23 protein-coding genes are annotated in these 24,189 nt (G+C 73.4%); 10 read left to right on the top strand and 13 right to left on the bottom strand.

All coding sequences use genetic code 11. The features are described from left to right. Positions 1-88: 88 nt before the first annotated feature. A complete protein-coding gene (locus tag ACIRD3_RS08190; RefSeq protein WP_402213143.1) occupies positions 89-1,666 on the bottom strand; it encodes a CehA/McbA family metallohydrolase in 1,578 nt (525 codons plus the stop codon). Positions 1,667-1,949: 283 nt separating this feature from the next. Between ACIRD3_RS08190 and ACIRD3_RS08185 the strand changes: the two genes are divergently transcribed. Continuing rightward, the gene (locus tag ACIRD3_RS08185; protein ID WP_402213141.1) at positions 1,950-2,852 is read left to right on the top strand and encodes a polysaccharide deacetylase family protein; all 903 of its coding nucleotides are present in this window, start codon (positions 1,950-1,952) and stop codon (positions 2,850-2,852) included. Between the two features lie 62 nt (positions 2,853-2,914). Here ACIRD3_RS08185 and ACIRD3_RS08180 read toward each other — a convergent pair whose 3' ends face one another. The 3 genes from ACIRD3_RS08180 to ACIRD3_RS08170 form a co-directional block, all read right to left on the bottom strand. Next, positions 2,915-3,298, bottom strand: a complete 384-nt coding sequence (locus ACIRD3_RS08180) for a barstar family protein (protein ID WP_402213139.1) — start codon at positions 3,296-3,298, stop codon at positions 2,915-2,917. 100 nt (positions 3,299-3,398) lie between these two features. Then, positions 3,399-4,052, bottom strand: coding sequence for a 4'-phosphopantetheinyl transferase (locus tag ACIRD3_RS08175; RefSeq protein ID WP_402213137.1), 654 nt, complete (start codon positions 4,050-4,052; stop codon positions 3,399-3,401). A gap of 181 nt (positions 4,053-4,233) precedes the next feature. After that, positions 4,234-4,443, bottom strand: a complete 210-nt coding sequence (locus ACIRD3_RS08170; protein ID WP_402213135.1) for a hypothetical protein — start codon at positions 4,441-4,443, stop codon at positions 4,234-4,236. A 289-nt stretch (positions 4,444-4,732) separates the two neighbouring features. Between ACIRD3_RS08170 and ACIRD3_RS08165 the strand changes: the two genes are divergently transcribed. Further along, entirely contained in the window at positions 4,733-5,218 is a 486-nt protein-coding gene (locus ACIRD3_RS08165) for a cysteine/serine endopeptidase inhibitor (RefSeq protein WP_402213133.1), read from the top strand. Between the two features lie 120 nt (positions 5,219-5,338). Here the strand turns inward: ACIRD3_RS08165 and ACIRD3_RS08160 are convergent, their stop codons facing one another. The 3 genes from ACIRD3_RS08160 to ACIRD3_RS08150 form a co-directional block, all read right to left on the bottom strand. Then, positions 5,339-6,550 carry a GNAT family N-acetyltransferase gene (locus ACIRD3_RS08160; RefSeq protein WP_402213131.1) on the bottom strand — a complete coding sequence of 404 codons (1,212 nt, stop codon included), beginning with the start codon at positions 6,548-6,550 and terminating at the stop codon, positions 5,339-5,341. Between the two features lie 104 nt (positions 6,551-6,654). Further along, complete coding sequence (locus ACIRD3_RS08155) at positions 6,655-7,011, bottom strand: hypothetical protein (protein WP_402213129.1); 357 nt, start codon at positions 7,009-7,011, stop codon at positions 6,655-6,657. A 14-nt stretch (positions 7,012-7,025) separates the two neighbouring features. Next, complete coding sequence (locus ACIRD3_RS08150; protein WP_402213128.1) at positions 7,026-7,283, bottom strand: hypothetical protein; 258 nt, start codon at positions 7,281-7,283, stop codon at positions 7,026-7,028. 19 nt (positions 7,284-7,302) lie between these two features. On the opposite strand from ACIRD3_RS08150, the gene ACIRD3_RS08145 reads away from it, so the two are divergent. From ACIRD3_RS08145 to ACIRD3_RS08120, 6 genes are all read left to right on the top strand, one after another. Continuing rightward, complete coding sequence (locus tag ACIRD3_RS08145) at positions 7,303-7,512, top strand: ATP-binding protein (protein WP_402213127.1); 210 nt, start codon at positions 7,303-7,305, stop codon at positions 7,510-7,512. Positions 7,513-7,524: 12 nt separating this feature from the next. Continuing rightward, entirely contained in the window at positions 7,525-8,007 is a 483-nt protein-coding gene (locus ACIRD3_RS08140) for a flavoprotein (protein WP_402213125.1), read from the top strand. A 106-nt stretch (positions 8,008-8,113) separates the two neighbouring features. Beyond that, positions 8,114-9,502 (top strand): NAD(P)/FAD-dependent oxidoreductase, encoded by a 1,389-nt coding sequence (locus ACIRD3_RS08135; RefSeq protein ID WP_402213123.1) that lies wholly within the window; start codon positions 8,114-8,116, stop codon positions 9,500-9,502. Positions 9,503-9,879: 377 nt separating this feature from the next. After that, complete coding sequence (locus tag ACIRD3_RS08130) at positions 9,880-10,185, top strand: hypothetical protein (RefSeq protein WP_402213121.1); 306 nt, start codon at positions 9,880-9,882, stop codon at positions 10,183-10,185. Next, positions 10,182-10,733 carry an acyl-CoA thioesterase gene (locus ACIRD3_RS08125; protein WP_402213119.1) on the top strand — a complete coding sequence of 184 codons (552 nt, stop codon included), beginning with the start codon at positions 10,182-10,184 and terminating at the stop codon, positions 10,731-10,733. Before ACIRD3_RS08130 ends, ACIRD3_RS08125 begins: the two co-directional genes overlap by 4 nt. A gap of 276 nt (positions 10,734-11,009) precedes the next feature. Further along, entirely contained in the window at positions 11,010-11,405 is a 396-nt protein-coding gene (locus tag ACIRD3_RS08120; protein WP_402213117.1) for a DUF2267 domain-containing protein, read from the top strand. A gap of 48 nt (positions 11,406-11,453) precedes the next feature. On the opposite strand, the gene ACIRD3_RS08115 is transcribed toward ACIRD3_RS08120, so the two are convergent. The 6 genes from ACIRD3_RS08115 to ACIRD3_RS08090 all read right to left on the bottom strand — a co-directional run bounded on the left by ACIRD3_RS08115 (position 11,454) and on the right by ACIRD3_RS08090 (position 20,220). After that, the gene (locus ACIRD3_RS08115; RefSeq protein ID WP_402213115.1) at positions 11,454-12,386 is read right to left on the bottom strand and encodes an ROK family protein; all 933 of its coding nucleotides are present in this window, start codon (positions 12,384-12,386) and stop codon (positions 11,454-11,456) included. A gap of 97 nt (positions 12,387-12,483) precedes the next feature. Further along, on the bottom strand, positions 12,484-15,525 hold the full coding sequence (locus ACIRD3_RS08110; protein ID WP_402213113.1) for an alpha-mannosidase: 3,042 nt from the start codon (positions 15,523-15,525) through the stop codon (positions 12,484-12,486). A gap of 87 nt (positions 15,526-15,612) precedes the next feature. Next, on the bottom strand, positions 15,613-16,869 hold the full coding sequence (locus tag ACIRD3_RS08105; protein ID WP_402213112.1) for a glycosyl hydrolase: 1,257 nt from the start codon (positions 16,867-16,869) through the stop codon (positions 15,613-15,615). A 125-nt stretch (positions 16,870-16,994) separates the two neighbouring features. Next, complete coding sequence (locus tag ACIRD3_RS08100) at positions 16,995-17,933, bottom strand: carbohydrate ABC transporter permease (protein WP_402213111.1); 939 nt, start codon at positions 17,931-17,933, stop codon at positions 16,995-16,997. A gap of 4 nt (positions 17,934-17,937) precedes the next feature. Continuing rightward, complete coding sequence (locus ACIRD3_RS08095; protein WP_402213110.1) at positions 17,938-18,810, bottom strand: carbohydrate ABC transporter permease; 873 nt, start codon at positions 18,808-18,810, stop codon at positions 17,938-17,940. 120 nt (positions 18,811-18,930) lie between these two features. Continuing rightward, positions 18,931-20,220 (bottom strand): ABC transporter substrate-binding protein, encoded by a 1,290-nt coding sequence (locus ACIRD3_RS08090; RefSeq protein ID WP_402213109.1) that lies wholly within the window; start codon positions 20,218-20,220, stop codon positions 18,931-18,933. 142 nt (positions 20,221-20,362) lie between these two features. On the opposite strand from ACIRD3_RS08090, the gene ACIRD3_RS08085 reads away from it, so the two are divergent. Then, on the top strand, positions 20,363-21,451 hold the full coding sequence (locus ACIRD3_RS08085) for a LacI family DNA-binding transcriptional regulator (RefSeq protein WP_402213108.1): 1,089 nt from the start codon (positions 20,363-20,365) through the stop codon (positions 21,449-21,451). A gap of 235 nt (positions 21,452-21,686) precedes the next feature. Further along, positions 21,687-24,167, top strand: coding sequence for a discoidin domain-containing protein (locus ACIRD3_RS08080; RefSeq protein WP_402213107.1), 2,481 nt, complete (start codon positions 21,687-21,689; stop codon positions 24,165-24,167). The last annotated feature ends 22 nt before the right edge of the window (positions 24,168-24,189 follow it).

Here is a 24,189-nt window from a genome sequence, read left to right as displayed (position 1 = left end):
GCCGCGCGGTGACCGGCCGGTAACCGGTCGGTGGCCCGGCCGTGTGCGTCCGGTGCGCCCGGCCGGTGCGCCCGGCCGTGCGCCCGGGTCAGTGCTCCTCGCTGCGCAGGACGATCGGGTTGGTCAGTGCGGCCATCGGGCCCCAGGGCAGGTCCGGGCCCATCGCGTTGCCCTTGCCCGGGGTGCCGTCCGCCTTCGGGTGGCGCACCTCGGCGCGGACGTACGCGGCGAGCGAGGCCGTGGTGCGCCACACCACCGTGCCGGAGCCGTCGGCGGGCAGCGACTCCTGGTGCATCTGCCCCTCGTCGGTGATCAGCCGGACGGTGCCGCCGGGCACGCCGGAGACGGCGAGGCGGACGTCCAGCGGTGCGTCCGCCGGGACGGTCAGCTCCTCGCCGATGCCGGCCCGGCGGCCGTGCCCGGTGACGGTGAACTCCAGCTGGACGGCCTCGGACTCGGCGAGCCAGCTGCGCCCGGCGCGCAGCCCGTCGAGGACCGCGTCCCGGGTGAGGTCCTCGGCCAGCACCACGGTGTGCGGGGAGCCGATCACCTGAGGCTCGCTGTGCGCGTCGCTGTTGCCCAGCGCGGGGAGCCAGGAGCGGCCCTCGCGCAGGGCGACGGCGAGCCGGCCGTCCCAGGTGTCCACCGCGGACTCGTCGTCGTACGTCCAGGGGCCGTTCCACACCTCGACGGCGTCGGCCTGCTCGTAGCCGAACTTCCACTGGCAGGCGACGTACGGGCAGTACGGGTGCGCGGGCACCACCAGGCCGCCGGAGCGGTGGACCTGGCGGACGAAGCGCGGGAACTCCTCGTCGCGCGAGCGGTAGCGCCAGTCGACGAACTGGCCGCCCTCCAGGCCGAGGGCCAGCCAGTGGCCGTTGCGGGTGGTGATCTCCTCGCCCGGGAGGATCAGCAGGTCGGGGCCGGCCAGCGGGCCCCAGACGGCGTGCGAGGAGCTGGTGTTGTGGTCGGTGGAGACGATGAAGTCCAGCCCGGCCGCGCGCGCCCCGGCCGCGACCTCCTCGGGGAGCCGCCGCCCGTCGGAGTGGACGGTGTGCAGGTGGCAGTCGCCCCGGTACCAGGCCCGGCCGCGGCCGCGGGCCCGCTCGGCCGGGTAGTGCGGGGTGAACCGCGGCCCCGGCGCGCCGAACCGGAGGGTGACCTGGACGTGGTAGTCCAGGCCCTGCGGGGCGACCTGGTACGGGCCCAGGACGATGTGCCAGGTGCCGGGGTTGACCGGGCCGGGCAGGTAGCCCGGGGTCGCGGCGGAGCGGGAGAGGCTGAACTCGGTGCGGAAGCCGCCGGACCAGCCGCGGAAACCGGGGCCGCCGAGGTCGGTGCCGCGCTCGTCGAAGATGCCGATGTCGCAGGAGTTGCCGGGAGTGCCGGCCGGGACCGGGGGCTTGTCGTAACCGTAGGAGACGGCGATCTCGCGGACGCCCTCGGGGACTTCGACCGGGAGGTAGACGAAGTCGGGGGCGCCGGTGGGGAGATGGCCGGTGAGGGTGAGGGTGCGGTCGGGTGTCGCGCCGGGGGCTGCGGCGGGGTCGGCCGAGGCCGTGCCGGTGGTCGCGGCGAGGCCGAGGGCGGTCGCGGCGCCGGTCGCCAGGCCGGTGCGGAGGAGGTCGCGGCGGGCGGGGTGCGGGGTGCTGGGCTCGGTCGGCATCGAGGTCTCCGGGCTGGGGTGGGCGGGTCCGCCCGGCTGCCTACCCGTGGCGGTGAACCGGGGGTGAGGCGGGGGCCACCGCCGTGGGGCGGGTCGGTGAAGTCGGTCGCGTCGACGAGGTGACCGATGCGGCAGAGGCCGGTGTGCGGAGCGCGGGAGGCGGAGGGGGCGAGTTGCGGGGAGTGACGAATGGTCGGTTCATAGTCATGTAATCGGTTGATATCGGGATGGAATGGACCGGGAGGCTGGCGTGGCGGTGAGTCGGCGGACGCTGCTCGTGGTAATGGCCGGAGGCGTGCTGACGGGGTGCCGGGCCACCTCGGCATCGACCTCGCTCGCCGGGGCGGCCCCGTCCTCGGTCTCCGCTCCGGAGACGGCGGACGCCACGGCGGCGGGCGGTATATCCGGGGAGGCCGCTGCCGCACCGACCTCCGGACCGACCGTCGCTCCCACCCCCGTACCGACCCCCGCTCCGGCGAAGGAGCCGACCCGGGCGGAGGTGGTCGAGCGGTACGGCGCGGCGGCCCCGACCGACTGGGGGCTGGAGGTCGCCGGGGTGATCACCGAGCTGCCCGAGGGCGAGCGCGCGACGGCGCTCACCTTCGACGCCTGCGGCGGCCCCGGCGGCAACGGCTACGACGCCGCGCTGATCGACTTCCTGCGCGCGCACGCCGTCCCGGCCACGCTCTTCCTGAACGCCCGCTGGATCGACGCCAACCCCGACGAGTTCGAGCAGCTCGCCGCCGACCCGCTGTTCGAGATCGGCAACCACGGCACCGTCCACCGCCCGCTCTCGGTCACCGGCCGCTCCGCCTACGGGATCGCCGGCACCGATGACGTCGGCGAGGTGTACGACGAGGTGGCGGGCAACGCGCAGAAGCTGGCCGGTCTGCTCGGGCACCCGCCGCGCTTCTTCCGCTCCGGCACCGCGCACTATGACGACGTCGCCACCCGGGTGGTCGCCGACCTGGGCGAACGCGTGGCCGGCTTCACCGTGAACGGGGACGGCGGTGCGACGCTCAGTGCCGCCCAGGTGCGTCAGGAGGTGGGGTCGGCCCCGCCCGGCGCGATCGTGATCGGCCACATGAACCACCCCGGCGGCGGCACGGCCCCGGGGGTGGCGGCGGCGGTGCCGGGGATGCTGGCGGCGGGCCGGCGGTTCGTCCGGCTCTCGGACGTGCTGTAGCGGCCCGCGTCGGGCGGCTTCGAGGGGCGCGGTCTTGCGGGCGCCGTCGCGGGGCGGGCGGGTCAGGTGAGGCGGAGGCCGCCGGGGTGCTCCTCCTCGATGATCCGCACCAGCCAGTCGAAGACCGTCGGCCCCCGGCCCGCCCGGGCGGCGGCCAGCTCGGCGGCGACGTGCTCCCGGTTGGCGGGGTGGCAGCGGTCCAGGCGCAGCTCCAGCTGGCGGACCGTCTCCGGGTAGCCGAGGTTGTGGCGGGACACCTCGTGCCGGCGCCACTCGATCACCCAGTCCCCGTCGTCGGGCGTGCCGTAGCCGCCGCGCAGGCAGTCGGCGAAGGCGTCGAGGTTGCGGCCGAAGTAGCCGTCGACGCCGATCTCCTGCCCGACGACGTCCCAGAAGTCCTCCAGGGCGCCGATCCTGCTGCCGTCGATCACGTAAGTCACCGTCACGGGGTCGAGGATATGCCCGGGCGGAGCACGGGGTGGCGACGGAGGGTCACGGTTCCGGGGCCGGCCGGGGCGTCCTGGTGGGCAGGGGCTCGGCGGTCGGTCACGGCGCGACGGCGATGGTGGTGGCGAGCAGGCCGTCCCGGACGGCCCAGCGGCCGTCGAAACCGTCGATCCGGCGCCCGCCGACCACCGGGCCGGGGACCAGCAGGCGGGCGGTGAAGGTGCCGTCGGGGGAGAGCTCCAGCTCGGCCTCGCTGAACTCCAGGAAGAGCCCGGTCAGCGGGAACCACGCCTTGTACACCGACTCCTTGGCGCTGAACAGGAGGCGGTCCCACGGGGTGTCCGGGTACGCGGCGGTCAGCTCGGCCAGCAGCTTCTGCTCGGCGGGCAGCGCGACGACGTCCAGGACGCCCTCCGGTAGCGGGAGCGCGGGCTCGGCGTCGATGCCCACGGAGGCGAGCGCCCCGGCCCGGGCCACGGCCGCCGCGCGGAAGCCGTCGCAGTGGGTGAGGCTGCCGACCACGCCGTCCGGCCAGCTCGGCGCGCCGCGCAGGCCCGGGACGAGCGGGCGGTAGGGGACGCCGAGCCGGGCGAGGGCGGCCCGGGCGCAGTGCCGGACGGTGGTGAACTCGCGGCGCCGCTTGTCGACGGCCCGGGTCAGGACCGCCTCCTCCGCCGGCTCCAGCCGGGCCTCCGGGGGGTCGTCGTACGCCACCTCGGTCGCCACGACGTCCGGCAGCAGGTCCCCGATCACCCGTTCCCCCCTCGGTCCGTTCGCGCGGGGTCGTCGCCGCGCGGGACGAGGGTAACCCGGGTGGGGGATCGCGGGAGGCGGAACGGGGATCGCGAACGGGGCCGGCGCCGGGGGCTGCTGCCCTCGCGGGCGGGGTCGGCGCCGGGGGCTGCTGCCCTCGCGGGCGGGGGCGCCGCCGGGGCTACTGCCCGAGCAGCCGGGCGAAGTCCAGGCCGAGGCTGCCGAGGACGGGCAGCGCGCCGAGGTCGGTGATCCCGCCGACCGGGATGCTGTAGCCCTGGTTCACCGCGCGGGTCGGGCCGGCGGCGGTGGCGGGTGCGGCGGTCGCGGGTGCGGCCGCGAGCGGGACCAGGACGGCGCCGAGGAGCAGGGCGGCGAGGGCGGTGCGCATGTGACGGGGCCTCCGGGACGTACGGGCGGGTGACGCCCGGTCAACACCCTCCGTGGCGGTGCGGTCACGTATCTTCGCCCTTTCGGCCGCATTCGTAAAGATCCTTGCCTTGTGTTCATGCCAACATCATGGAGGTCTGGACCACACCAAGGAAGAGCGCATACGTTCCCTTCTCGGGGGTGGGCATCGAGTCGCCGAACTGCCGTACGGCTTTGGCGACTTCTCGCTGTCATGCCCATGCCCGTCAGTCCGTGCGATTCACCAGCACTGCAACCGGAGGGAACGAACCATGCGCGCCATCGGCAAGAACCTCAGGATCCTCGCGGGCGCCCCGCTCGCCGCAGCCGCTCTCATCGCCTTCACGGCCGGCACCGCCAGCGCCGCCATCCCGATCAACAAGCCCATGACCGGCAAGGCCACCTACTACAACGACGCGGGCTTCGGCGCCTGCGGCACCCAGATCAACGCCTCCACGCAGATGCTGGTCGCCGTCTCGCACACCTGGTGGACCACCGCGAACCCGAACAACGACCCGGTCTGCAAGGGGATTTCGGTCAAGGTGACGTACCAGGGCAAGACCATCACCGTCCCGGTGAAGGACCAGTGTCCCTCCTGCGACTCCACCCACATCGACCTCAGCCAGCCGGCCTTCGCCAAGCTGGCCCCGCTCGACAAGGGCGTCATCAGCGGCCTCACCTGGCAGTTCGTGAAGACCGGGCTGAAGGGCGAGACCGTCGAGCTGTCCGCCCCGATCGCCGGCTCCACCCTCGGCTGAGCCGCCGGACCGGCCCGACACGGCCGTGCCCGCCCCCTACGGCAGGACGGGGGCGGGCACCGCGTGCGTCGAGTGTGCGGCGGGTGCGGGTGCGGGTGCGGGTGCGGAGGCGGGTACGGGTCAGAACCAGTGCAGGCAGTGCGGCGGGCGCTCGGCGCGGAAGAGGGCGTCCGCGAGGGCGGCCGCGTCGGGGCGGTGGGCGCGGATGTGGCCGGCGCGCACGAGCGTGGTCGGGGAGGTGCCGCCGAGGTAGATCGCGCCCAGGTCGCGCACGTCCAGGGACAGGTCGGGCTCGCGGTCCGTCGGCACGCAGTCGGGCTTGCCGTCCCGGACGGTCAACAGGTGGCGGCCGCGCTCCTTGAGGAACGGGTCGTCGACGTCGAGGACGAGCTCCCCGTCGCCGAGCCAGCCGCGCGAGGTGAGCGCGCGGGGGACGTCCAGGATCCGCACCCAGAGCCAGTCCGTGCTCTTGCCCAGCTGCCCGGCGTTGAAGTCCACGAGCTGCCAGCGCAGCGGGTGCTCCGGCGGGGAGTGCTTGAACACGACCTCCGAGACCAGGTCGTGGCCGAGCAGGCACGCGGCGAGGGCCGAGTGGACCGCGTCGTCGGCGGCGATCACCTCGTCGACGGTCAGGGTGTCGGGCTCGTCGAGCCAGTAACTGGCGTACCCGTCCGGAACGCCGTCCGCGTCGCGGTGCACGGCGACGTACCGCGGCGCCCGGGCTACCGGGGGCTGTCCGGCGCCCAGTGCCCACCAGCGGTGCGGCCGGGACAGCGCGCCGGGCTGCGCGCGGCGGTACCGGTCGTAGACCTCCTCCAGGAGCCCGCCGCACTCGGCGCGCTTCAGCACCTCGATCGAGCCGGTGCCGGTTCCGCCGGCCCGGGGAGCGGTGAGGGCCGCCCGGTGGCGGGGGACCGTCAGCCGCTGGGTGTACGTCGCCGGGCCGTAGCCGAACCGGCCGTAGATCGAGGCCTCGGAGGCCAGCAGGACGGACAGGAACTCCCCGCGCTCCCGAAGCTCCGCGAGCTGATGCCGCATCATCGCCGTGAGCACGCCCCGCCGCCGGTGGGTGGGCACGACACCGACGGCGCTGATCCCGGGTGCGGGGACGACGGCCCCGCCGGGCAGGGTGAGCTCGAACGAGTACGCGGCGGCGGTGCCGATCGGCCGCCCGTCCGGATCGAGGGCGAGCAGGCCACGGTCGAGTTCGAGCGCCGACCACCACAGGCCGCCGCCGTCCTCGGCCGGTGTCTCCGGGAAGCGGGCGAACGCGGCATGGAGCGTGTCGACGAAGATCCCGCGGTCCTGCTCGGTCGTGGAACGGATCTCCATGGCTGCCGCTGCCTCCCCGGCTGTCGGCACCACGGAGTGCGGTGCCACGCCACAGTGCAGCGCCGTGGCGTGGCGGGGTCAAACGATTTACCGGACGGCGAGGTTCAGACCCGCCGCTCGATGGCTTCGAAGATGTCGGCGTCGGTCTCCCGCTGCCACTCGGGCAGCTCGTCCCAGTCGGCGACGTAGCCGGGCTCGGGGTCCGCGATGTGCTTGTGGATCCGGGCGATCCAGCAGGTCGCGACGAAGCGGCCCTTCTGCTCCCGGGTGAGCTTGGCGGTCGTGCCGGCGCTGACCGCCACGAAGCCGCGGACCTGCTCGAACACCGCTGCGGCGGAAGCCCGTTCCCAGGCAGGGGTGTCCTCCCAGGGGACGACGTAGCCGGGCTGCGGCTCGCCCGGGAAGTGCTTGCGCACCCCGGCGATCCACGCCTCACGGAAGATCCGGCCGTCCTCGGTCATGGGGAGTCCTTTCTTTACGCGGAATGCTGGAGCTCTGCGATGTGGTGGTGCAGCTCGGTGATCCGGTCGTCGTTCATCAGGGGTGCAAGACGAGGCATCAACGCGTCGAGCTTCTTGGCGATGTCACCGGATCCCGTCTCACTGGCGAGTGCCATCGACGCCCGGCTGAAGTGGACGATCTGGTCGATGTCGCCGGTGTGGGCGCTGAGTGCTGCGAGTTCGGCGAGCACTGCGCCCCGACGCCGGGGCGAGAGGCTGGCCGATGCGGTCAAGACGGGGTGTCTGACGAGGATGGCCGTCACCGTCCGGCGGGTCACCGAGCGGAGGGTGCGGGTGGCGGTGCGGGACGGGGCGCGGGTGATGCCGGTGTTGATGGTGGCGGGGGCGGAGGAGGAGGGGCATCGGGGGTTGGCGCTCGTTCACGACCTGACGGAGGGGCGTTGGGGTGCGGCGGCGGAGCCGTTTGGGAAGGTGGTGCATGCGGAGCTGGTGGTGCGGTGACGGTGTGAGGGGATGCCGGTGTTGTACGTGGTGGTGTGTGCGGCGGGGGTCGCGGGTGGGGTGGGGGAGTTGATCTCGGCGGCGCAGCGGCGGGGGTGGGAGGTGGGGGTGGTGGCGACTCCGCAGGCGATGGGGTTCATCGACGTCGGCGCGGTCACCGCACAGACGGGGTACCCGATCCGGTCCGCCTGGCGGAAGCCGGGGGAGCCCCGGCCGTTGCCGGACCCGGACGCGATCGTGGTCTCCCCGGCGACGTTCAACACGATCAACAAGTGGGCGCTGGGGATCTCGGACACCCTGGCGCTCGGGATCCTCTGCGAGTCGTACGGGTGGGGGATCCCGGTGGCCGTGCAGCCGTGCCTCAATGCGGCGCAGGCGGCGCATCCGGCCTACGGGGAGAGCCTCGCGAAGCTGCGGCGGATGGGGGTGCGGGTCGCGGACTTCGTGCCGGGGTCGTACAGCTGGACGCGGGCGCTGGACCTGGTGGGGGACTGACAGGGTGGCTGGTCGGGGCGCTGGATCCTGGCAGTGTGGGGGGTGGTCCGCGCCGACCGGGCCCGGGTAGCGTCCGGGCAGGTCGGCGAGGGTGTGGGAGGTTCCGGTGGCGGCGGTCAACGGCGAGGTGTCGTTCTGGTACGCGGCGGACGGGGTGCCGGAGGCGGGGCCCGCGCTGCCGGGGGACCGGGACGTGGACGTCTGCGTCGTCGGCGGCGGGTACACCGGCCTGTGGACCGCCTACTACCTGAAGAAGGCCGAACCCTCGCTGCGGATCGCCCTGTTGGAACAGCGGTTCTGCGGCTACGGCGCTTCCGGACGCAACGGTGGCTGGCTGTACAACGGCTTCGCGGGGCGCGGCGCCTTCGCCAAGCGGTACGGGCGGCAGCGCGCTGCGGCGATGCAGCGGGTGATGGACGCGGCCGTCGGGGAGGTGGTGGAGGTCGCCGCCGCCGAGCGGATCGAGGCGGACATCGTCCGCGGCGGTGTGCTCGAAGTCGCCCGCAGCAAGCCGCAGTTGGAGCGCCTGAGGGCCTTCGTCGAGGCCGAGCGCGGGTACGGGGAGGGCCGGGTCGAGCTGCTGGGCGCCAAGGAGGCGGGCGACCGCGTCAACGTCGCGGGCACCCTCGGCGGCTCGTGGTCCCCGTACGGCGCCCGCATCCAGCCCGCGAAGCTGGTGCGCGGCCTGGCCCGGACCGTGCGCGAGCTCGGGGTGGAGGTGTACGAGGGCACGGCGGTGAGCGCGATCCTGCCCGGCGACGCCCACCGCGGGCCGCGGGCCGTCACGCCGTACGGCACCGTCACCGCCGAGCACGTGCTGCGCGCCACCGAGGGGTTCACCGCCGGGCTGCGCGGCGAGAAGCGCACCTGGCTGCCGATGAACTCCGCGATGGTCGCCACCGAGCCGCTGCCGGCCGGGTTCTGGGCGGAGACGGGCTGGCAGGGCCGTGAGGTGCTGGGCGACTTCGCGCACGCCTACATGTACGCGCAGCGCACCGCGGACGACCGGATCGCGCTCGGCGGGCGCGGGGTGCCGTACCGGTTCGGCTCGCGGACGGACTCGGACGGCTCCACCCAGGTGGAGACGGTGCGGCAGTTGCGCGCGATCCTGGACCGCTTCTTCCCGGCCGCCGCCGGGGCCCGGATCGACCACGCCTGGGCGGGAGTGCTGGGCGTGCCCCGGGACTGGTGCGCCACGGTGGAGCTGGACCGGGTGACCGGGCTCGGCTGGGCGGGCGGCTACGTCGGCAGCGGGGTGACCACCACCAACCTGGCCGGGCGGACGCTGCGCGACCTGGTGCTGAGGCGCGACACCGAGCTGACCCGGATGCCCTGGGTGGGTCACACCGTGCGGCGCTGGGAGCCGGAGCCGCTGCGCTGGCTGGGGGTGCACGCGATGTACGCCGCGTACCACGCCGCCGACCGGCAGGAGGCGGCCGGGCGGGCCACCACCTCGCCGATCGCCAGGGCCGCGGACCTGGTGTCCGGGCGGTAGCGCGGCCCGCGGGGGCTGCCGACGACGGGTCCTGCCCCGCCGGGCGGACGGCCCGGGGCCCCGGATCGCACCTCGGCCGGGCGAGGTGGTGGGGCGGCTGGGGAGGCTATTAGCAGATCAGCGACGCCGAGTAGTGGATCTTGGACCTCGAGTCGGCGATGCCACTCGAATTGCGGACAGCGTTCGGCTGATGGGGCATATTGTGTGCCCCCGCAAACTACTCCGATGGAAGTCAGTTTCCCGTCGTGGTCCGAAAACGATCTGCCGACCCCCGCCGACTGGGATAGCGTCGAAGGCGTCGGGGGGCCGACACCGATCCGGTGTATTCGAACGCTGGTTACCGGGCCGTCAAGGCCGATTGAGTCCTGGAGAAAAACATGCGGAATTTCCCTTCGGAAAGCCGACCGGAAACGCTCGACGATCTGCAGCTCGCCGTGGATTCGCTGGCCGCGTTTCCGTCCCGGAACGCGGCGGGCGGCTCGGACGTGACCGAGCGGCTCGCGGCGGTCGCCGAACTGTGCCGCTCGGTCGACGCGGTACTCGACAGCCTGGTCGTCCAGGCGGCCGCGGAGGCCGCCGAGGAGGGCTGGACCGCGGCCCGGATGGCCGCCGAACACGCCGCCTACTTCGCCAGGTTGCAGCGGGCGCTGCTGCCCGCCGGCGCCGGGCTGACGCAGCAGTGAGCGCGGTGCACCTGGGCGCGCACGTGCTGGCCTGCCCGACGCGGTGGAGCGACGTCGACGAGAACGGGCACATCAACAACGCCCGGCTGGTCGGCTACATCCAGGAGGGGATTTACGACCTGTTCTGCCACCACGCGACCGCCGTCCGGGAATCGCTGTTCCCGTCCGGGTTCATTATCGCGCGGCACGAGATCGATTATCTGGAGCAGTTGCACCACGGCCCCGAGCCATTGTCGGTGCGGCTCACCGTGGAACGCATCGGGCGGAGTTCCGCGCACGTCGAGGTGAATGTCTGCCGGGAGCCGCTGACCTTTATGCGGGCGCGGACCGTGGTGGTCGCCCGGGATCGCGAATCCGGCCGCTCGCGCACGCTGAGCCCGAACGAGCGACGCTTTCTGTCCGCGTTTATGCCGGACACGGCGCGTGCCGAGGGCACCCGGGCCACCGCGACGGCGACGACGCCGACGCAGCGGGTGGCGTCCGGCCCGGCGGACCGGGCCTGGTCCTCGCGCCGACCCCGCAGACGGTGCCGCACTTCGGCGGGCTGACGGTGGACTGACGGCGGGCGGACCCGCTCCCCGGGGCGCGGTCCCCGGGCCGGCGGCGTGATCGACAACGGCGTCGATCCGCCGAGGCCGGATCCCCGGCGCCCGGCCGGACCCGATCGCCTCGGGCCGGTTCCCGGGGCGCCGGGCCGAGTTACGCTGAGCAGCACGGGCACCGGTACGTCCCACGGCGGTCACGGGCCGCGATGTCACCCTCCCCGGCCCGGGGCGCGCACCGCCGTCGGTCCCACCGGTCCCGCCGACCGGAAGGAGGACGCGATGACCATCTCCTGGGAGGACTTCCTCGCCCGCGTCGTGGAGCGCGGCGAGTACCGGGGCGAGGCGGAGGCGGACCACGCAGCCCGGGTCGTGCTCGCCCTGCTCGGCGAGCACCTGGTGGGCTCGGAGCGGACCGAACTCGCCGAGGCGCTGCCCGGGACGTACGCCTCGCTGCTGCGCGACGCCGAGCCCGCGTCCGAGCCGCTGAGCGCCGAACGCTTCGTCCAGGGCGTGGTCGGGTGGATCGACGGGGCGACCACCGCGACGGCGCAGTGGGACATCGGAGCGGTGCTCAGCACGGTGGCCGACCTGGTTCCCGAGGAGCTGATCGACCGGGTGGTCGAGCAACTGCCGGAGGGCTACGACCTGCTGTTCGGGCATCCCACCCCCGCGTGAGCCGTTCGGGCGGGCCCGGGTGGGCCCGCCGCGCGGCACGGTGAGCGCTCAGCGGCAGAGCGCGGCCGCCCCGATCAGCCCGGCGTCGGTGCCGAGTTCGGCGCGGCGTACGTCGAGGCCGCGGACGTACGAGAGGGTGGCGTAGCGGTCCAGGTGGTGGGCGAGCGGGGTGAACAGCACGTCCCCGGCGGTGGCCACGCCGCCGCCGATGACGACGCGGTTCAGGTCCACCAGGGCGGCCGTGGCGGCGATGCCGGCGGCCAGGGCCTGGGCGGCGCGGTCGAAGGAGGCGCGGGCGACCGGGTCGCCCGCGGTGGCGGAGGCGGCGACGGCGCGGGCCGAGCGGTCCTCGCCCGCGGGCCGCCAGCCCTCGGCGAGCGCCCGGCGGGCGATGGCGGTGCCGCTGGCCAGGCCCTCCAGGCAGCCGCGGGCGCCGCACGGGCAGGGCTCGCCGTCCAGGTCGACGGTGATGTGGCCGAGGTGCCCGGCGTTGCCGCTGGGGCCGGGCCGGACCGCGCCGTCGAGCACGAGTCCGGCGCCGACGCCGGTGGACACCACCAGGCAGAGCGCGTTGTCCGCGCCCCGGGCGGCGCCCTGCCAGTGCTCGGCGGCGGCCATCGCGACGCCGTCCCCGGCGAGGTGGACGGGCAGGGTGCGCGCGGCCACCGCCGGGTGCGCGGCGACCTCGGCGACCAGCGGGAAGCCGCGCCAGCCGGGGATGTTGACCGGGCTGACGGTGCCCTCGGCGAGGTCGACCGGGCCGGCGCTGCCGATCCCGAGGGCCGTCACGGCGGCCCAGTCGTCGGTGCCGGCGAGCTGGTCCAGCACCTTGTGCACCACGGCGAGCACGGCCGGGCCGGGCTCGGTGGCCGGGGTGGGCAGCTGGAGCCGGTGCCGCAGCCGTCCCCCGCCGTCGACCAGGGCGCCGGCGATCTTGGTGCCGCCGATGTCGACGGCGGCGAACAGCGGGGTGAGCGGCACGGCGGTCTCCAGGGGGTAGCGGGGGCGGCGCCCCGGCCGCGAGGGGCGGGGCGCCGCACAGCGTAGAGCAGGCCGGCAAGGATCCGGGAGACAGGCCCTATCCCGCCGCCCGCAGACGCAGCGTGACCAGTTCGAACGGGCGCAGCGCGAGCCGCACCGCGCCGTCCTCGACCGCCACGTCGCCGCGGGTGCCGTCCCAGGGGCGCTCCAGCAGGTCGCAGGGGACGGCGTCGGCGAGCGGGAAGGAGGTGGTCAGCCGGCCCCGGGTGCGGCCGCCGGACGCCTCGTAGACCCGCACGATCAGGTCCCCGCTGCGGTCGTCGGCGAGCTTGACGGCGCTCACCACCAGCGCGTCGTGGTCCGGCTCCACCAGCGGCGCGACCCGCTCGGCCGTGCCGGTGACCCGCCGCTCGGGCAGGCCGATCCGGTAGCCCTCGCGGACGGCGTCGCCGATCGCCGCGCCGGGGACGAGGGCGTGCCGGAAGCGGTGCAGGCCCTGGTCGGTCTTCGGGTCGGGGAAGCGCGGGGCGCGCAGCAGCGAGCAGCGGACCGTGGTGGTGGTGCCCCCGTCGGTGTCGCGCACGGTGCGGGTGACGTCGTGGCCGTAGGTGGAGGCGGTGACCAGGGCGACGCCCCAGCCGGGCTCCTCGAGGTGGACGAAGCGGTGGTTGCAGGCCTCGAACTTGGCGGCGTCCCAGCTGGTGTTGGTGTGGGTGGGGCGGTGGAGGTGGCCGAACTGGGTCTCGGCGGCGTAGCGCTCGGTGTGGATGTCCAGCGGGAACGCGAGCTTGAGGAACTTCTCGGTCTCGTGCCAGTCGACCTCGGTGTCGACGTCCAGGCGCTGCTCGCCCGCGTGCAGGGTGAGGGTCTGGACGACGGTGGAGGAGCCGAAGGAGCGCTCGATCCGGACGCTCGCCCGCCCGCCGTCGGCCGCGGCGGTGAGCGCGTCCACGCCGGTCAGGTCGGTGACGGTGTTGCGGTAGAACCGGTCGACGTCCCAGGCGTCCCACATGTTGGGGAAGTCCGGGTGCAGCTGGAGCAGGTTGGCGCGGCTGCCGGGGGAGACGGTCTCCCGGCCGCTCGCGAGCTCGACCACCGAGGCCACCAGGCCGTCCGCGTCCACCACGACCTCCAGCAGGCCGTTGCGCAGCAGGTAGCCGCCCTCGGGCCGTTCGGCCACCGTGCAGCCCTCCGCGGGGGCAGCCACCACGGCGGCCCCGCCGGCCGGGACCGTCGAGCGCGGGTGCGGCGCCGCGTTGAACACCAGCTCGCGCCCGCCTCCGGCGTCCCCGGCGAGCGCCCGCTGGGCCGCGCCGATCAGGCCCTCCAGCTCGCCGGCCAGCGCCGCGTAGGTCGCCTCGGCCTCGCGGTGCACCCAGGCGATCGAGGAGCCGGGCAGGATGTCGTGGAACTGGTGCAGCAGCACCGTCTTCCAGATCCGGTCCAGCTGCTCGTACGGGTACGCGGCCCCGGTGCGCAACGCGGCGGTGGCGCACCAGAGTTCGGCCTCGCGCAGCAGGTTCTCGCTGCGCCGGTTGCCCTGCTTGGTCTTCGCCTGGCTGGTCAGGGTGGCCCGGTGCAGCTCCAGGTAGAGCTCGCCGACCCAGACCGGCGGGTCCTGGTACTCGGCCTCGGCCCTGGCGAAGAACTCGGCTGGCTTCTCCCAGCGGACGGTGGCCGAGCCCTCCAGGTCCCGCAGCCGGGCCGCCTTGGCGACCATCTCCCGGGTCGTGCCCCCGCCGCCGTCCCCCCAGCCGGTCGGGGCGAGCGAGTGCCCGGCCACCCCCTTGTCCTTGAAGTTCCGTGCCGCGTGGGCGATTTCGCTGCCCTTCATGGAGCAGTTGTAGGTGTCCACGGGCGGGAAGTGGGTGAAGATCCGGGTGCCGTCGATGCCCTCCCAGAGGAAGGTGTGGTGCGGGAAGGTGTTCACCTGGCTCCACGAGATCTTCTGGGTGAGCAGCCACTTGGAGCCCGCGTTGCGGATGATCTGCGGCAGGCCGCCGGTGAAGCCGAAGGTGTCCGGCAGCCAGGCCTCGTGGTTCTCCACCCCGAACTCGTCCAGGAAGAACCGCTTGCCGTACACGAACTGCCGTGCCATCGCCTCCGAGCTCGGCATGTTGGTGTCGGACTCGACCCACATCCCGCCGGCCGGGACGAAACGGCCCTCGGCCACCGCCTTGCGCACCCGCGCGTACACCTCGGGGCGGTGCTCCTTGATCCAGGCGAACTGCTGGGCCTGGGACATGGTGTAGAGGAAGTCCGGCTCGTCCTCCAGCAGCGCGGTCATGTTGGCGGTGGTGCGGGCCACCTTGCGGACGGTCTCGCGCAGCGGCCACAGCCAGGCCGAGTCGATGTGCGCGTGGCCGATCGCGCTGATCCGGTGCGCGGACGGCACGGCGGGTGCGGCCAGCACCGCGGTGAGCTCCGAACGGGCCGCGGCCGCCGTGCCGTTGACGTCCTGCAGGTCGACGGCGTCGAGCGCCCGCTCGATCGCGCGCAGCAGCTCCCAGCGGCGGGCGCCGTCCACCGGCAGTTCGGCCATCAGCTCGCCGAGCACCTCCAGGTCCAGCACCAGCTGCCAGACCGTCTCGTCGAAGACGGCGAGGTCCATCCGGGCCAGCCGGTACTGCGGCCGGTCGCCGGCCGTCTCCTTGTCGCCCAACTCGGTGGGCAGGAAGGGGCGGTAGTCCATGATGACCGGGTTGGAGGCCGCCTCGACGTGCAGCAGCACCGGCTCCCCGCCGACCGCAGGGGCGGCGATCCGCACCCACTGGTTCTGCGGGTTGAGGCCCTTCACCGGGGTGCCGTCCGGGCGGTAGACCAGGCCCTCGCACTGGAAGCCGGGCATGTTGGCGTCGAAGCCGAGGTCGATCAGCGCCTCGACCGTGCGGCCCGCCCAGGCCTGCGGCACCGTACCGGTCACGGTGATCCAGCTGGTGCCCCAGGGCGCGCCCCAGGCGTCGCCGACCGCGATCGGGCTGCGCGGCGCCGCCAGGCCCTCGGCGACCGGGACGGGCTCACCGGGCGCCGTCCAGACGCCGACCTCCAGCGGGACGGACTCGGGGTAGACGGCCGGGCGGATGCGCTCGGCCAGGACGCGCTTGAGACGGGACTCGACGAGGGTGCGGTCATCGTGCATGTCAGCGGCTCCGTTGGGGCTGAGGGATCACGGACGAGGCCTGTCCGGCGGAGCTCCGCGGACCCGGGAGGATCCGCCGGACGGGGCCTACAGCGAACGTACGTCGTCGGGGTGGAGCACTTCGGTGATGCCGCGCGCGGCGAGGTGCGCCCGGTCGCCGACGCGTTCGGCGAGGACGGCGGTCGGGCGGGCGCCCGCCTCGGCGAGGCGCATGAACGCCTCGTACACCGAGCCGCCCGGGCCGCAGACCGAGCGCTTCGGGGAGGTGACCTCGTCGCCGGTGGCGACCACCACGGCGATGTCGCGCGGCTTCGGCGGCTGCCAGGCGCGGCGGGCCTCGGCGGCCGCCTCGGCGAGCCGGGCGCCGGCCGGCTTGACCCTCCGGTCGGTGGTCAACAGGCCCAGGCTGTATTCGAGTTCGGGGAAGTCGGCGAGCGAGCGGTCCACGTCGTGGGAGCACCACCAGGTGACGCCCCACAGGCCCGGGCAGTCCAGGACGGCCGCCACGGTGGCGCCGGTGAAGCGCGCCGCGTCCTCGGGACCGATGTGCGGGGCGGGCGCGCCGACCTCCTGCAGCCACACCGGGCGGGCCGGATCGTCCGCCCAGGCCTTGGACAGTTCGACCAGGTAGGCGGCGTGCTGTGCGGTGGCGGTGGAGTGGGCGCCGTGGCGCTGCGCGGTGCCGTTGAACACCCAGGAGTGCACGGCGGTGGCGGCACCGAGCCGGGCCGAGTGCCAGGGGGTGAACGGGTGCTCGTCCAGGTACCAGGCGGCGTCGTAGGAGGCGTGCAGGTGCAGCCGGCCCGGGGCGGCGGACTCGCAGGCGTCGAGCATCCGGCGCAGCCAGGCCTCGGCCTCGGCGGGGGTGACCCGGTCCGGGTCGGGGTGCGGGGCGCCGGAGAACTGGTTGATCTCGTTGCCGACCGTCATCCCGAGGAAGTTGGGCCGCTCGCGCAGCGCCCCGGCGAGGGTGCGCAGGTAGGCGGCCTGGCCGTCGAGGACCTCGGGGTCGGTGAAGAGGTTGCGCCGGTGCCAGGTCCGGGTCCAGGCGGGGAGGAAGTCGAAGCTGGACAGGTGGCCCTGCAGGCCGTCCACCGCGACGTCCAGCCCGCGCTCGCCGGCCGCGTCCACCAGCGCCGTCAGCTGCTCGACGGCGCGCGGTCGGATCAGCGTGCGGTTGGGCTGGAACAGCGGCCAGAGCGGGAAGACCCGGACGTGGTCCAGGCCGAGGGCGGCGACGGAGTCGAAGTCGGCGCGCACGGCGTCGAGGTCGAAGTCCAGCCAGTGGTGGAACCAGCCGGCGCTGGGGGTGTAGTTGACGCCGAAGCGGGGGGCGGTGGTCATCGGAGAGCTTCCTCGACTGGGTTGGGGCGTACGGACGGTGGACCGCCTCCGCCGGGTTTCGTGCTCCGCCGGGTCTTGTCCTCCGTCGGGTTTCGTGCTCCGTCGGGTTTCGTGTTCCGGCGGGTTCAGCCCTTGACGGCCCCCTCCTCGACGCCCCGGAAGAAGAAGCGCTGGCAGAGGCCGAACACCACGACGACCGGCAGGAAGGCGATCATGGTGCCGGCCGCGATCAGCCGGGGGTTGGCGGAGAAGGTGCCGTCGAGGTACTGCAGCCCGACGGTGAGGGTGTACTTCTGCGGGTCGTTGAGCACGATCAGCGGCCAGAGGAAGTCGTCCCAGGCACCGATGAAGGTGAAGATGACGATCACGCTGAGCATGCCGCGCACGTTCGGCAGCCCGATGTGCCACAGCCGCTGCCGGACGCTCGCGCCGTCCACCAGCGCGGCCTGGTCGAGTTCGACCGGGACGGCGGCGAAGGCGGTGCGCATCAGCAGCACGTTGAGCATCGCGATCGACCCGGGCAGCGCGACCCCGGCCAGGGTGTCGGCCAGGCCGAGGCCGCGCACCAGCACGTACTGGGAGACGATGGTGACCTCGCCGGGCAGGACCAGTGTGGCGAGGAAGAGGCCGAGGAGGAGCCGGGCGCCGCGGAAGCGCAGCCGGGCCAGCGCGTAGCCGGCCAGGGTGCAGCCCACCACGTTGCCGGTGATGCAGATCGCGGCGACGACCACCGAGTTGAGCGCGTAGGTCCACACCGGGATGGTGTCGGCGACCTTGCCGTAGTTGCCGAGGGTGGGCTGGTCGGGCAGGAAGGCCGGGGTGCTGGTGTAGACGTCCTCGGCCGGGCCCTTGAGGGAGGTGGACAGCTGCCAGAGGAAGGGGCCGATGACCAGGAGCAGGACGAGCAGCAGGAGCAGGTAGCGGACGGCGGTCCCGGCGGGGGAGGGGGTGTTGAAGCCCCGCGACCCCCTGCGCGGCTTGTCGGTGGGGCGAGTGGTGCGGGTGGCGCGGGTGGTGGCGCTGTCGGGGGTGGACCCGGCGGTCGTCGGCGGGCTGGTGGTCACGGGGTCAGGCCGCCTTCCGGTTCAGGCGCATCAGGAACAGCATCGGTCCGAGGGTGACGAGGAACAGCAGCAGGCTGAGCGCGGAGGCGTAGCCGAGGTGGCCGTTGAAGCCGCGGCTGTACATCTGGATCAGCATCACCACCGACATGTCCCGCCCGCCCGGGCCGCCCTGGCCGTTGGAGAGCACGTACAGCTCGGAGAAGACGCGCAGCGCACTCACCGAGACCAGCGCGGAGACCAGGATCATGGTCGGCCGCACACCGGGCAGCGTGACGTGCCGGAACCGGCTCAGCGGCCCGGCGCCGTCCACGGCCGCCGACTCGTGCAGCTCGCGCGGGACGTTGGCCAGGGCGGACAGGTAGATGACCATGTAGTAGCCGAGGCCCTTCCAGACGGTCAGGGCGATCGCGCTGAACAGCAGCAGCCAGCGGTCGGTCAGGAAGGAGACCGGGGAGCCGGCCAGCCCGGACTGCCGGAGCAGGCCGTTGACCAGCCCGCGGTCGTCCAGCACCCAGCCCCAGATGATCGCCACCACGACGGCGGAGGCGATCACCGGGGTGTAGAAGGCGGTGCGGAAGAAGGTGATGCCGGGGATCTTCCGCTGGACGAGCAGTGCGAGCAGCAGCGGCAGCACGGTCAGCAGGGGCACGCAGACCAGCATGAAGACGACGCTGTTGAGCAGGGCGTCGGCGAGCTGGTCGTCGTCCAGCAGCCGGCCGTAGTTCTCCAGGCCGGTGAACCGGCCGCCGCCCAGGGGCTTGGCGTTGGTGAAGGACAGGATCACCGTGTTGACGGCCGGCCAGAGGTTGAACACGGCCAGCCAGACGATCGCCGGCCCGGCGAGCAGCCAGGGGGTGAACCAACGCCGGTGGGTCATGCGCCTGCCTTCCTGGGGCCTGGGGGTGGTGCGGGTGTTTCCCGGGGAGCGGCGGAGGCGGTGGCCGCAGCGAGCGCGGGGGCGCGGTGGCTGCCGCGGGCGCGTCGGCCGCGGCCGGGATCAGCCCTTGAGCAGCTTGTCGCACTGCTCCACGGCGGTGTCCAGCGCCTGCCGGGAGCTCGCCTCGCCGCTGATGGCCAGGGCGATCTGCTGGTTGATGACGGTGCTCATCGCGTCGTCGACCTGGACGGGCTGGATCAGCTTGGCCTTGGCCAGCGAGTCGAAGGCGATCACCTTGGCGTCGCCCGCGTTGGTGCCGTCGCTCTTGCTGAAGAACGGGTCGTTCGCCGAGGCCTTGGTGGACGGGAAGATGCTGGTCAGGTGGGCGAAGGCGGCCTGGTTCTCGGCGTTGGTGACCCAGCGGGCGAGGGCGACCGCGGCGGCCGGGTTCTTGGTGCTCTTCGGGATGGACATGCCCTGGACGTACAGCGGCGGGGTGGCCAGGGCGGGGGAGGGGACGACCTTCGGGGCGAGGGTCGGGTTGTCGACGGTGAGGCTGGTGATGTGGTTGGCGCCGGCGGTGGTCCAGGCGGCGGTGCCCGCGTTGAACAGCTTGGAGTTGCCGGCGTAGGTGTTGGTCAGGACGTCCTGGGGGAGCAGGCCCTCCTTGAAGGCGTCCCGGTACTTGTCGAGCAGCGCGGCGGCCTCGGGGGTGTTGAAGGTGAAGCTCTTGCCGTCGTCGGACATGATCTTCACACCGGCGTTGTAGAGGTCGCCGATCCCCGGCTTGCGGCTCATCAGGTAGGTCCGGCCGCTGGACCTCTCCTTCATCACCCGGGCCTGGGCGATGAGTTCGTCCAGGCTGGTCGGGAGCTTCTTCGGGTCCAGTCCGTTCTTCGTCAGGAGTTCCGAATTCCAGTAGTTCACATCGGTGTTGAGGTACCAGGGGTAGCCGAAGGTGCCCGGGTGGCCGGCGAAGCGGTAGGCGTCCACACCGCCGGCGACGTACTCGTCGGCGAGCTTCGGGTCGGCCTTGGCGACGTCCAGCAGCAGGTCCTTGCGCGCCAGCGGGAGGGCGAAGTCGGGCGGGAGGTTCACCACGTCGGGCAGGGTGCCGGCGGCGGCCTGGCTGAGCACCTTGTCGGAGTAGCCCTCGCCGGGCTGGTCGAGCCACTCGACCTCGACGCCGGGGTACTTCTTCCTGAAGCCGTCGAGCACGCCCTGCACGTAGTCGGTGAACTTCGGCTTGAGCGCCCAGGTCTGCAGCGAGACCTTGCCCTTGACCTCGCCGGTGGCGGCCGCACTCGCCACGCTGTCGCTGCTCTTGGTGTCGCCGGAGCCGAGTCCGCAGCCGGTGAGTGCCGCCGCGGTGAAGGCCGTTGTCGTCAGTGCCGCCCAGATTCTTCGCATGAGGGTCTCCCGGTCCTGGGGTGGGTGGGGGATCGTGCCGAGCTCGGGGTTCCGGAGCCTGGCGTGCGAACTAAACCGGTCTAGCTATGGCAGGGACTATGCTCCCGCCTAAACTTGGCTGTCAAGAGAGGAGTCGGGTGCTGTGGGCAGACCGACGATCGCCGACATCGCCCGCCGGGCCGGTGTCTCCAAGGGCGCGGTGTCCTTCGCGCTCAACGGCCGCCCCGGCGTGAGCGAGGCGACCAGGGCCCGGATCCTGCGGGTCGCCGAGGAGATGAACTGGCGCCCGCACAGCGCCGCGCGCGCCCTCGGCGGCGCCCGCGCCGACGCCGTCGGCCTGGTGATCGCCCGCCCGGCCCGCACCATCGGCGTCGAGCCGTTCTTCGGCCAGCTCCTCTCCGGACTCCAGGCGGTGCTCTCGGCCAGCGCCGTCGCGCTGCACCTGATGGTGGTCGAGGACACGGCCGCCGAGATCGAGGTCTACCGCCGCTGGGCCTCCGAGCACCGGGTCGACGGCTTCATCCTGGTCGACCTGCAGGTCAAGGACCCGCGGCTGCCGGTGCTGGACGGACTCGGGCTGCCCGCCGTCGTGCTCGGCGGGCCCGGCAAGGGCGGCAACCAGCTGCGGATCTGGGCCGACGACCGGGAGGCGATGCTCTCGATCGTCGACTACCTGGCCGCCATCGGGCACCGCCGGATCGCCCATCTGGCCGGGCTGCCGCACTTCCAGCACACCCAGCGGCGGATCCGCGCCCTACGGGACGCCTCGCGCCGGCTGGGCCTGGAGGAGACCCTCTCGGTGCCCACCGACTTCAGCGACGCCGAGGGTGCCGCCGCCACCCGCACGCTGCTCTCCCGGCCCCGGCGGCCCACCGCGATCGTCTACGACAGCGACGTGATGGCCGTCGCCGGGCTCGGCGTGGCGGGGGAGATGGGCGTCGCGGTGCCCGGCGAGCTCTCCATCGTCTCCTTCGACGACTCGGTGCTCGCCCGGATCGTCCACCCGCCGCTGACCGCGCTCAGCCGGGACACGTTCGCGCTCGGCGAGCAGGTCGCCCGCAGTCTGCTGGAGGCGCTGGACGAGGCCGGGCCCCGGCGGGACCTGCGGATGGCCACGCCGCGGCTGACCGTCCGGGAGTCCACCTCGCCGCCGGCGGCCGGGTCGGCCGCGACCTCGCTCCCCGGGGTGGTTGCTGCGCGAGTCGTTGACAGCGGTTCTGAACCGGTTTAGCCTCGCTGCGCCGAAGGGGTCCGGTCCGGCGCACCGCCCGTTTGTCATGTTCGTTGCATTCCCCTCGCGCGTCGGATTCCCGCTCCCGTCGACATCGCCCTTGTCGACATCACCCGTCGGTCGACTTCTCCCGACCGCCGACTTCCCTCGGTGAGCACCGCCACGCCCGCATGCACCGGGGCCTGCCGCTGCCGGTGGGCCCGCCCCCACCCACTCCGCTCGATCGGAGCCCCGCATGTCAAGACGTCTCCCCCCGCTGCTCGGCGCCGCGCTCGCGACGGCCACCTTCGCGACGGCCGTGCTCGGTGTCGGGCCCGCCGCCCAGGCTGCGCCCGGTCCCGGTCCCGCTTCCGGCCCCGCTTCCGCCCCGCCGGTGGCCGCTGCCGGTCAGGGCAGCCAGCCCTTCGCCTCGTACTGGTACCCCAGCTCGATCCTCGGCTGGGACCCGGCCACCGACCCGGACGCCCGCTTCAACCGCTCGCGCGTCCCGCTGCAGCCGCGCACCGGCGACCCGGCGCTCAGGGCGAACCCCAACGCCCGTGCCGGCGAAGGCCGGATCGCCTCGCTGGTCTCCTTCGGCCCCACCTCCAACAACCCCTCGCAGGGCTCCGCCGACCCGAACTACTACGCCTTCGGCTACTGGCAGTACGTCGACAAGCTGGTCTTCTGGGGCGGCTCGGCCGGCGAGGGGCTGATCCTCGCGCCCAACCCGACCGTCATCGACGCCGCGCACCGCAACGGCGTCAAGGTCTACGGCACCGTCTTCTTCCCGCCCGGTGCGTACGGCGGCCGGATCCAGTGGGTGCGCGACTTCGTCCAGAAGTCCGGCAGCCGCTACCCCGTCGCGGACAAGCTCGTCCAGGCCGCGCAGTACTACGGCTTCGACGGCTGGTTCATCAACCAGGAGACCGGCGGCGGGGATTCGGCCCTGGCCGGCGAGCTGCGCAACCTGATGCAGTACACCAAAGCGCAGAGCGGCACCGAGTTCATGTGGTACGACGCGATGACCACCTCCGGCGCGGTGGACTGGCAGAACGCGCTGACCGCCGCCAACTCGCCGTTCCTGCAGGACGGTTCGAAGCGCGTCGCGGACTCGATGTTCCTGAACTTCGGCTGGTCGGCGAGCGGCCTGGACTCCTCCCGCGCGCTGGCCCGGCAGCTCGGCCGCAGCGAGTACGAGCTCTACTCCGGCATCGACACCGAGGCCAACGGCTACAACACCGGCGTGGACTGGAACACCCTCTTCCCGTCCGGCGGCCCGCACACCACCTCGCTGGGCCTCTACCGCCCGGAGTGGACCTGGAAGTCCGCCACCGACCGCGCCGACTTCTACGCCAGGGACGCCCGCTACTGGGTCGGCGCGAACAACGACCCGTCCCGGATCGACCTCTCGGCGAGCTGGCCCGGCCTGGCCGGCTACGTCGCCGAGTCCTCGCCGATCACCGCCAAGCCCTTCGTCACCACCTTCGACACCGGGCAGGGCGACTTCTACAACGCGGGCGGCACGCGGGTCGCCACCGGCGGCTGGAACAACCTCTCGCTCCAGGACGTCCCGCCGACCTACCGCTGGGTCGTCGACTCGGCCGGCAGCAGGCTGAGCCCGTCCGTCGACTTCACCGACGCCTACCAGGGCGGTTCCTCGCTGCGGCTGAGCGGCACCCTGGACGCCCCCAACACCGTGCGGCTGTACCAGACCGCGCTGCCGGTCGCCGCGAGCACCAAGCTGGACCTGGTGGTCAAGACCCCGGCGGCCGGGCCGACCAGGCTCAAGGCCGCCGTCGCCTTCACCGACGCGCCGAACAGCTTCACCACGATCGCCGTCGGCTCGAACTCCGGGACGGGGTGGGAGCGCCACACCCTCGACCTCTCCCCGTACGCGGGCCGCACCATCGCCCAGATCGCACTGCGGGCCGAGGGCTCCGACCCCGCGTACGACCTGCGGGTCGGCCAGATCGCCGTCTACGACGGGTCGGTGGAGACCCCGGCGGCGCCGAGCGGCCTCACCGTCCTGGGCGCGAGCGACGTGACGCCAGGCTCCCGCCAGTCGGTGCGGCTGTCCTGGACGGCGGCGCCCGGCGGCAACGTCCGCCACTACGAGGTGTACCGGCGCAACGCGGACGGCAGCCGGACCTTCCTCGGCGCGACACCCAACGACGCCTACTTCGTCGGGCGGCTCGACCGGGCGGGGAGCGAGGCCACCACCACCCTGGACGTCGAGGCGGTGTCCACCACCTGGGGGCGCTCCAACGTCACCTCCACGACAGTGAACTGGAACAGTGCGCCGCCGACCGCCGGCAACCTGGCGCTGAACCGCCCGGCCACCGGCTCCGGCCAGTGCAACGCGGACGAGGGACCGGCCAAGGCCGTCAACGGCAGCGTCGGCGGCGGCACCGGCGACAAGTGGTGCACCCTGACCTCCGCCAAATGGCTGCAGGTGGACCTCGGTTCGGCGAAGCAGCTGTCGAAGTTCGTGGTCAAGCACGCCTCGGCCGGCGGCGAGAGCAGTGCGTACAACACCCGCGACTTCTCCATCCAGGTCCGGTCGAGCACCGGTGATCCCTGGACGACGGTCGCCACCGTCACCGGCAACACGGCCGGTACGACGACGCACCCGGTGAGCACCACCGCCCGCTACGTCCGGCTGGTGGTCACCAAGCCCACCCAGACCACCGACCCGGCCGCCCGCGTCTACGAGTTCGAGGCCTGGGGCGGGTAGGCCCGCCGGCCCCCGCTCGCTC

The organism is Kitasatospora sp. NPDC093550 (assembly GCF_044764985.1).
Taxonomy (GTDB): Bacteria; Actinomycetota; Actinomycetes; order Streptomycetales; family Streptomycetaceae; genus Kitasatospora.
This window is presented reverse-complemented; position numbering and strand designations above follow the sequence as displayed.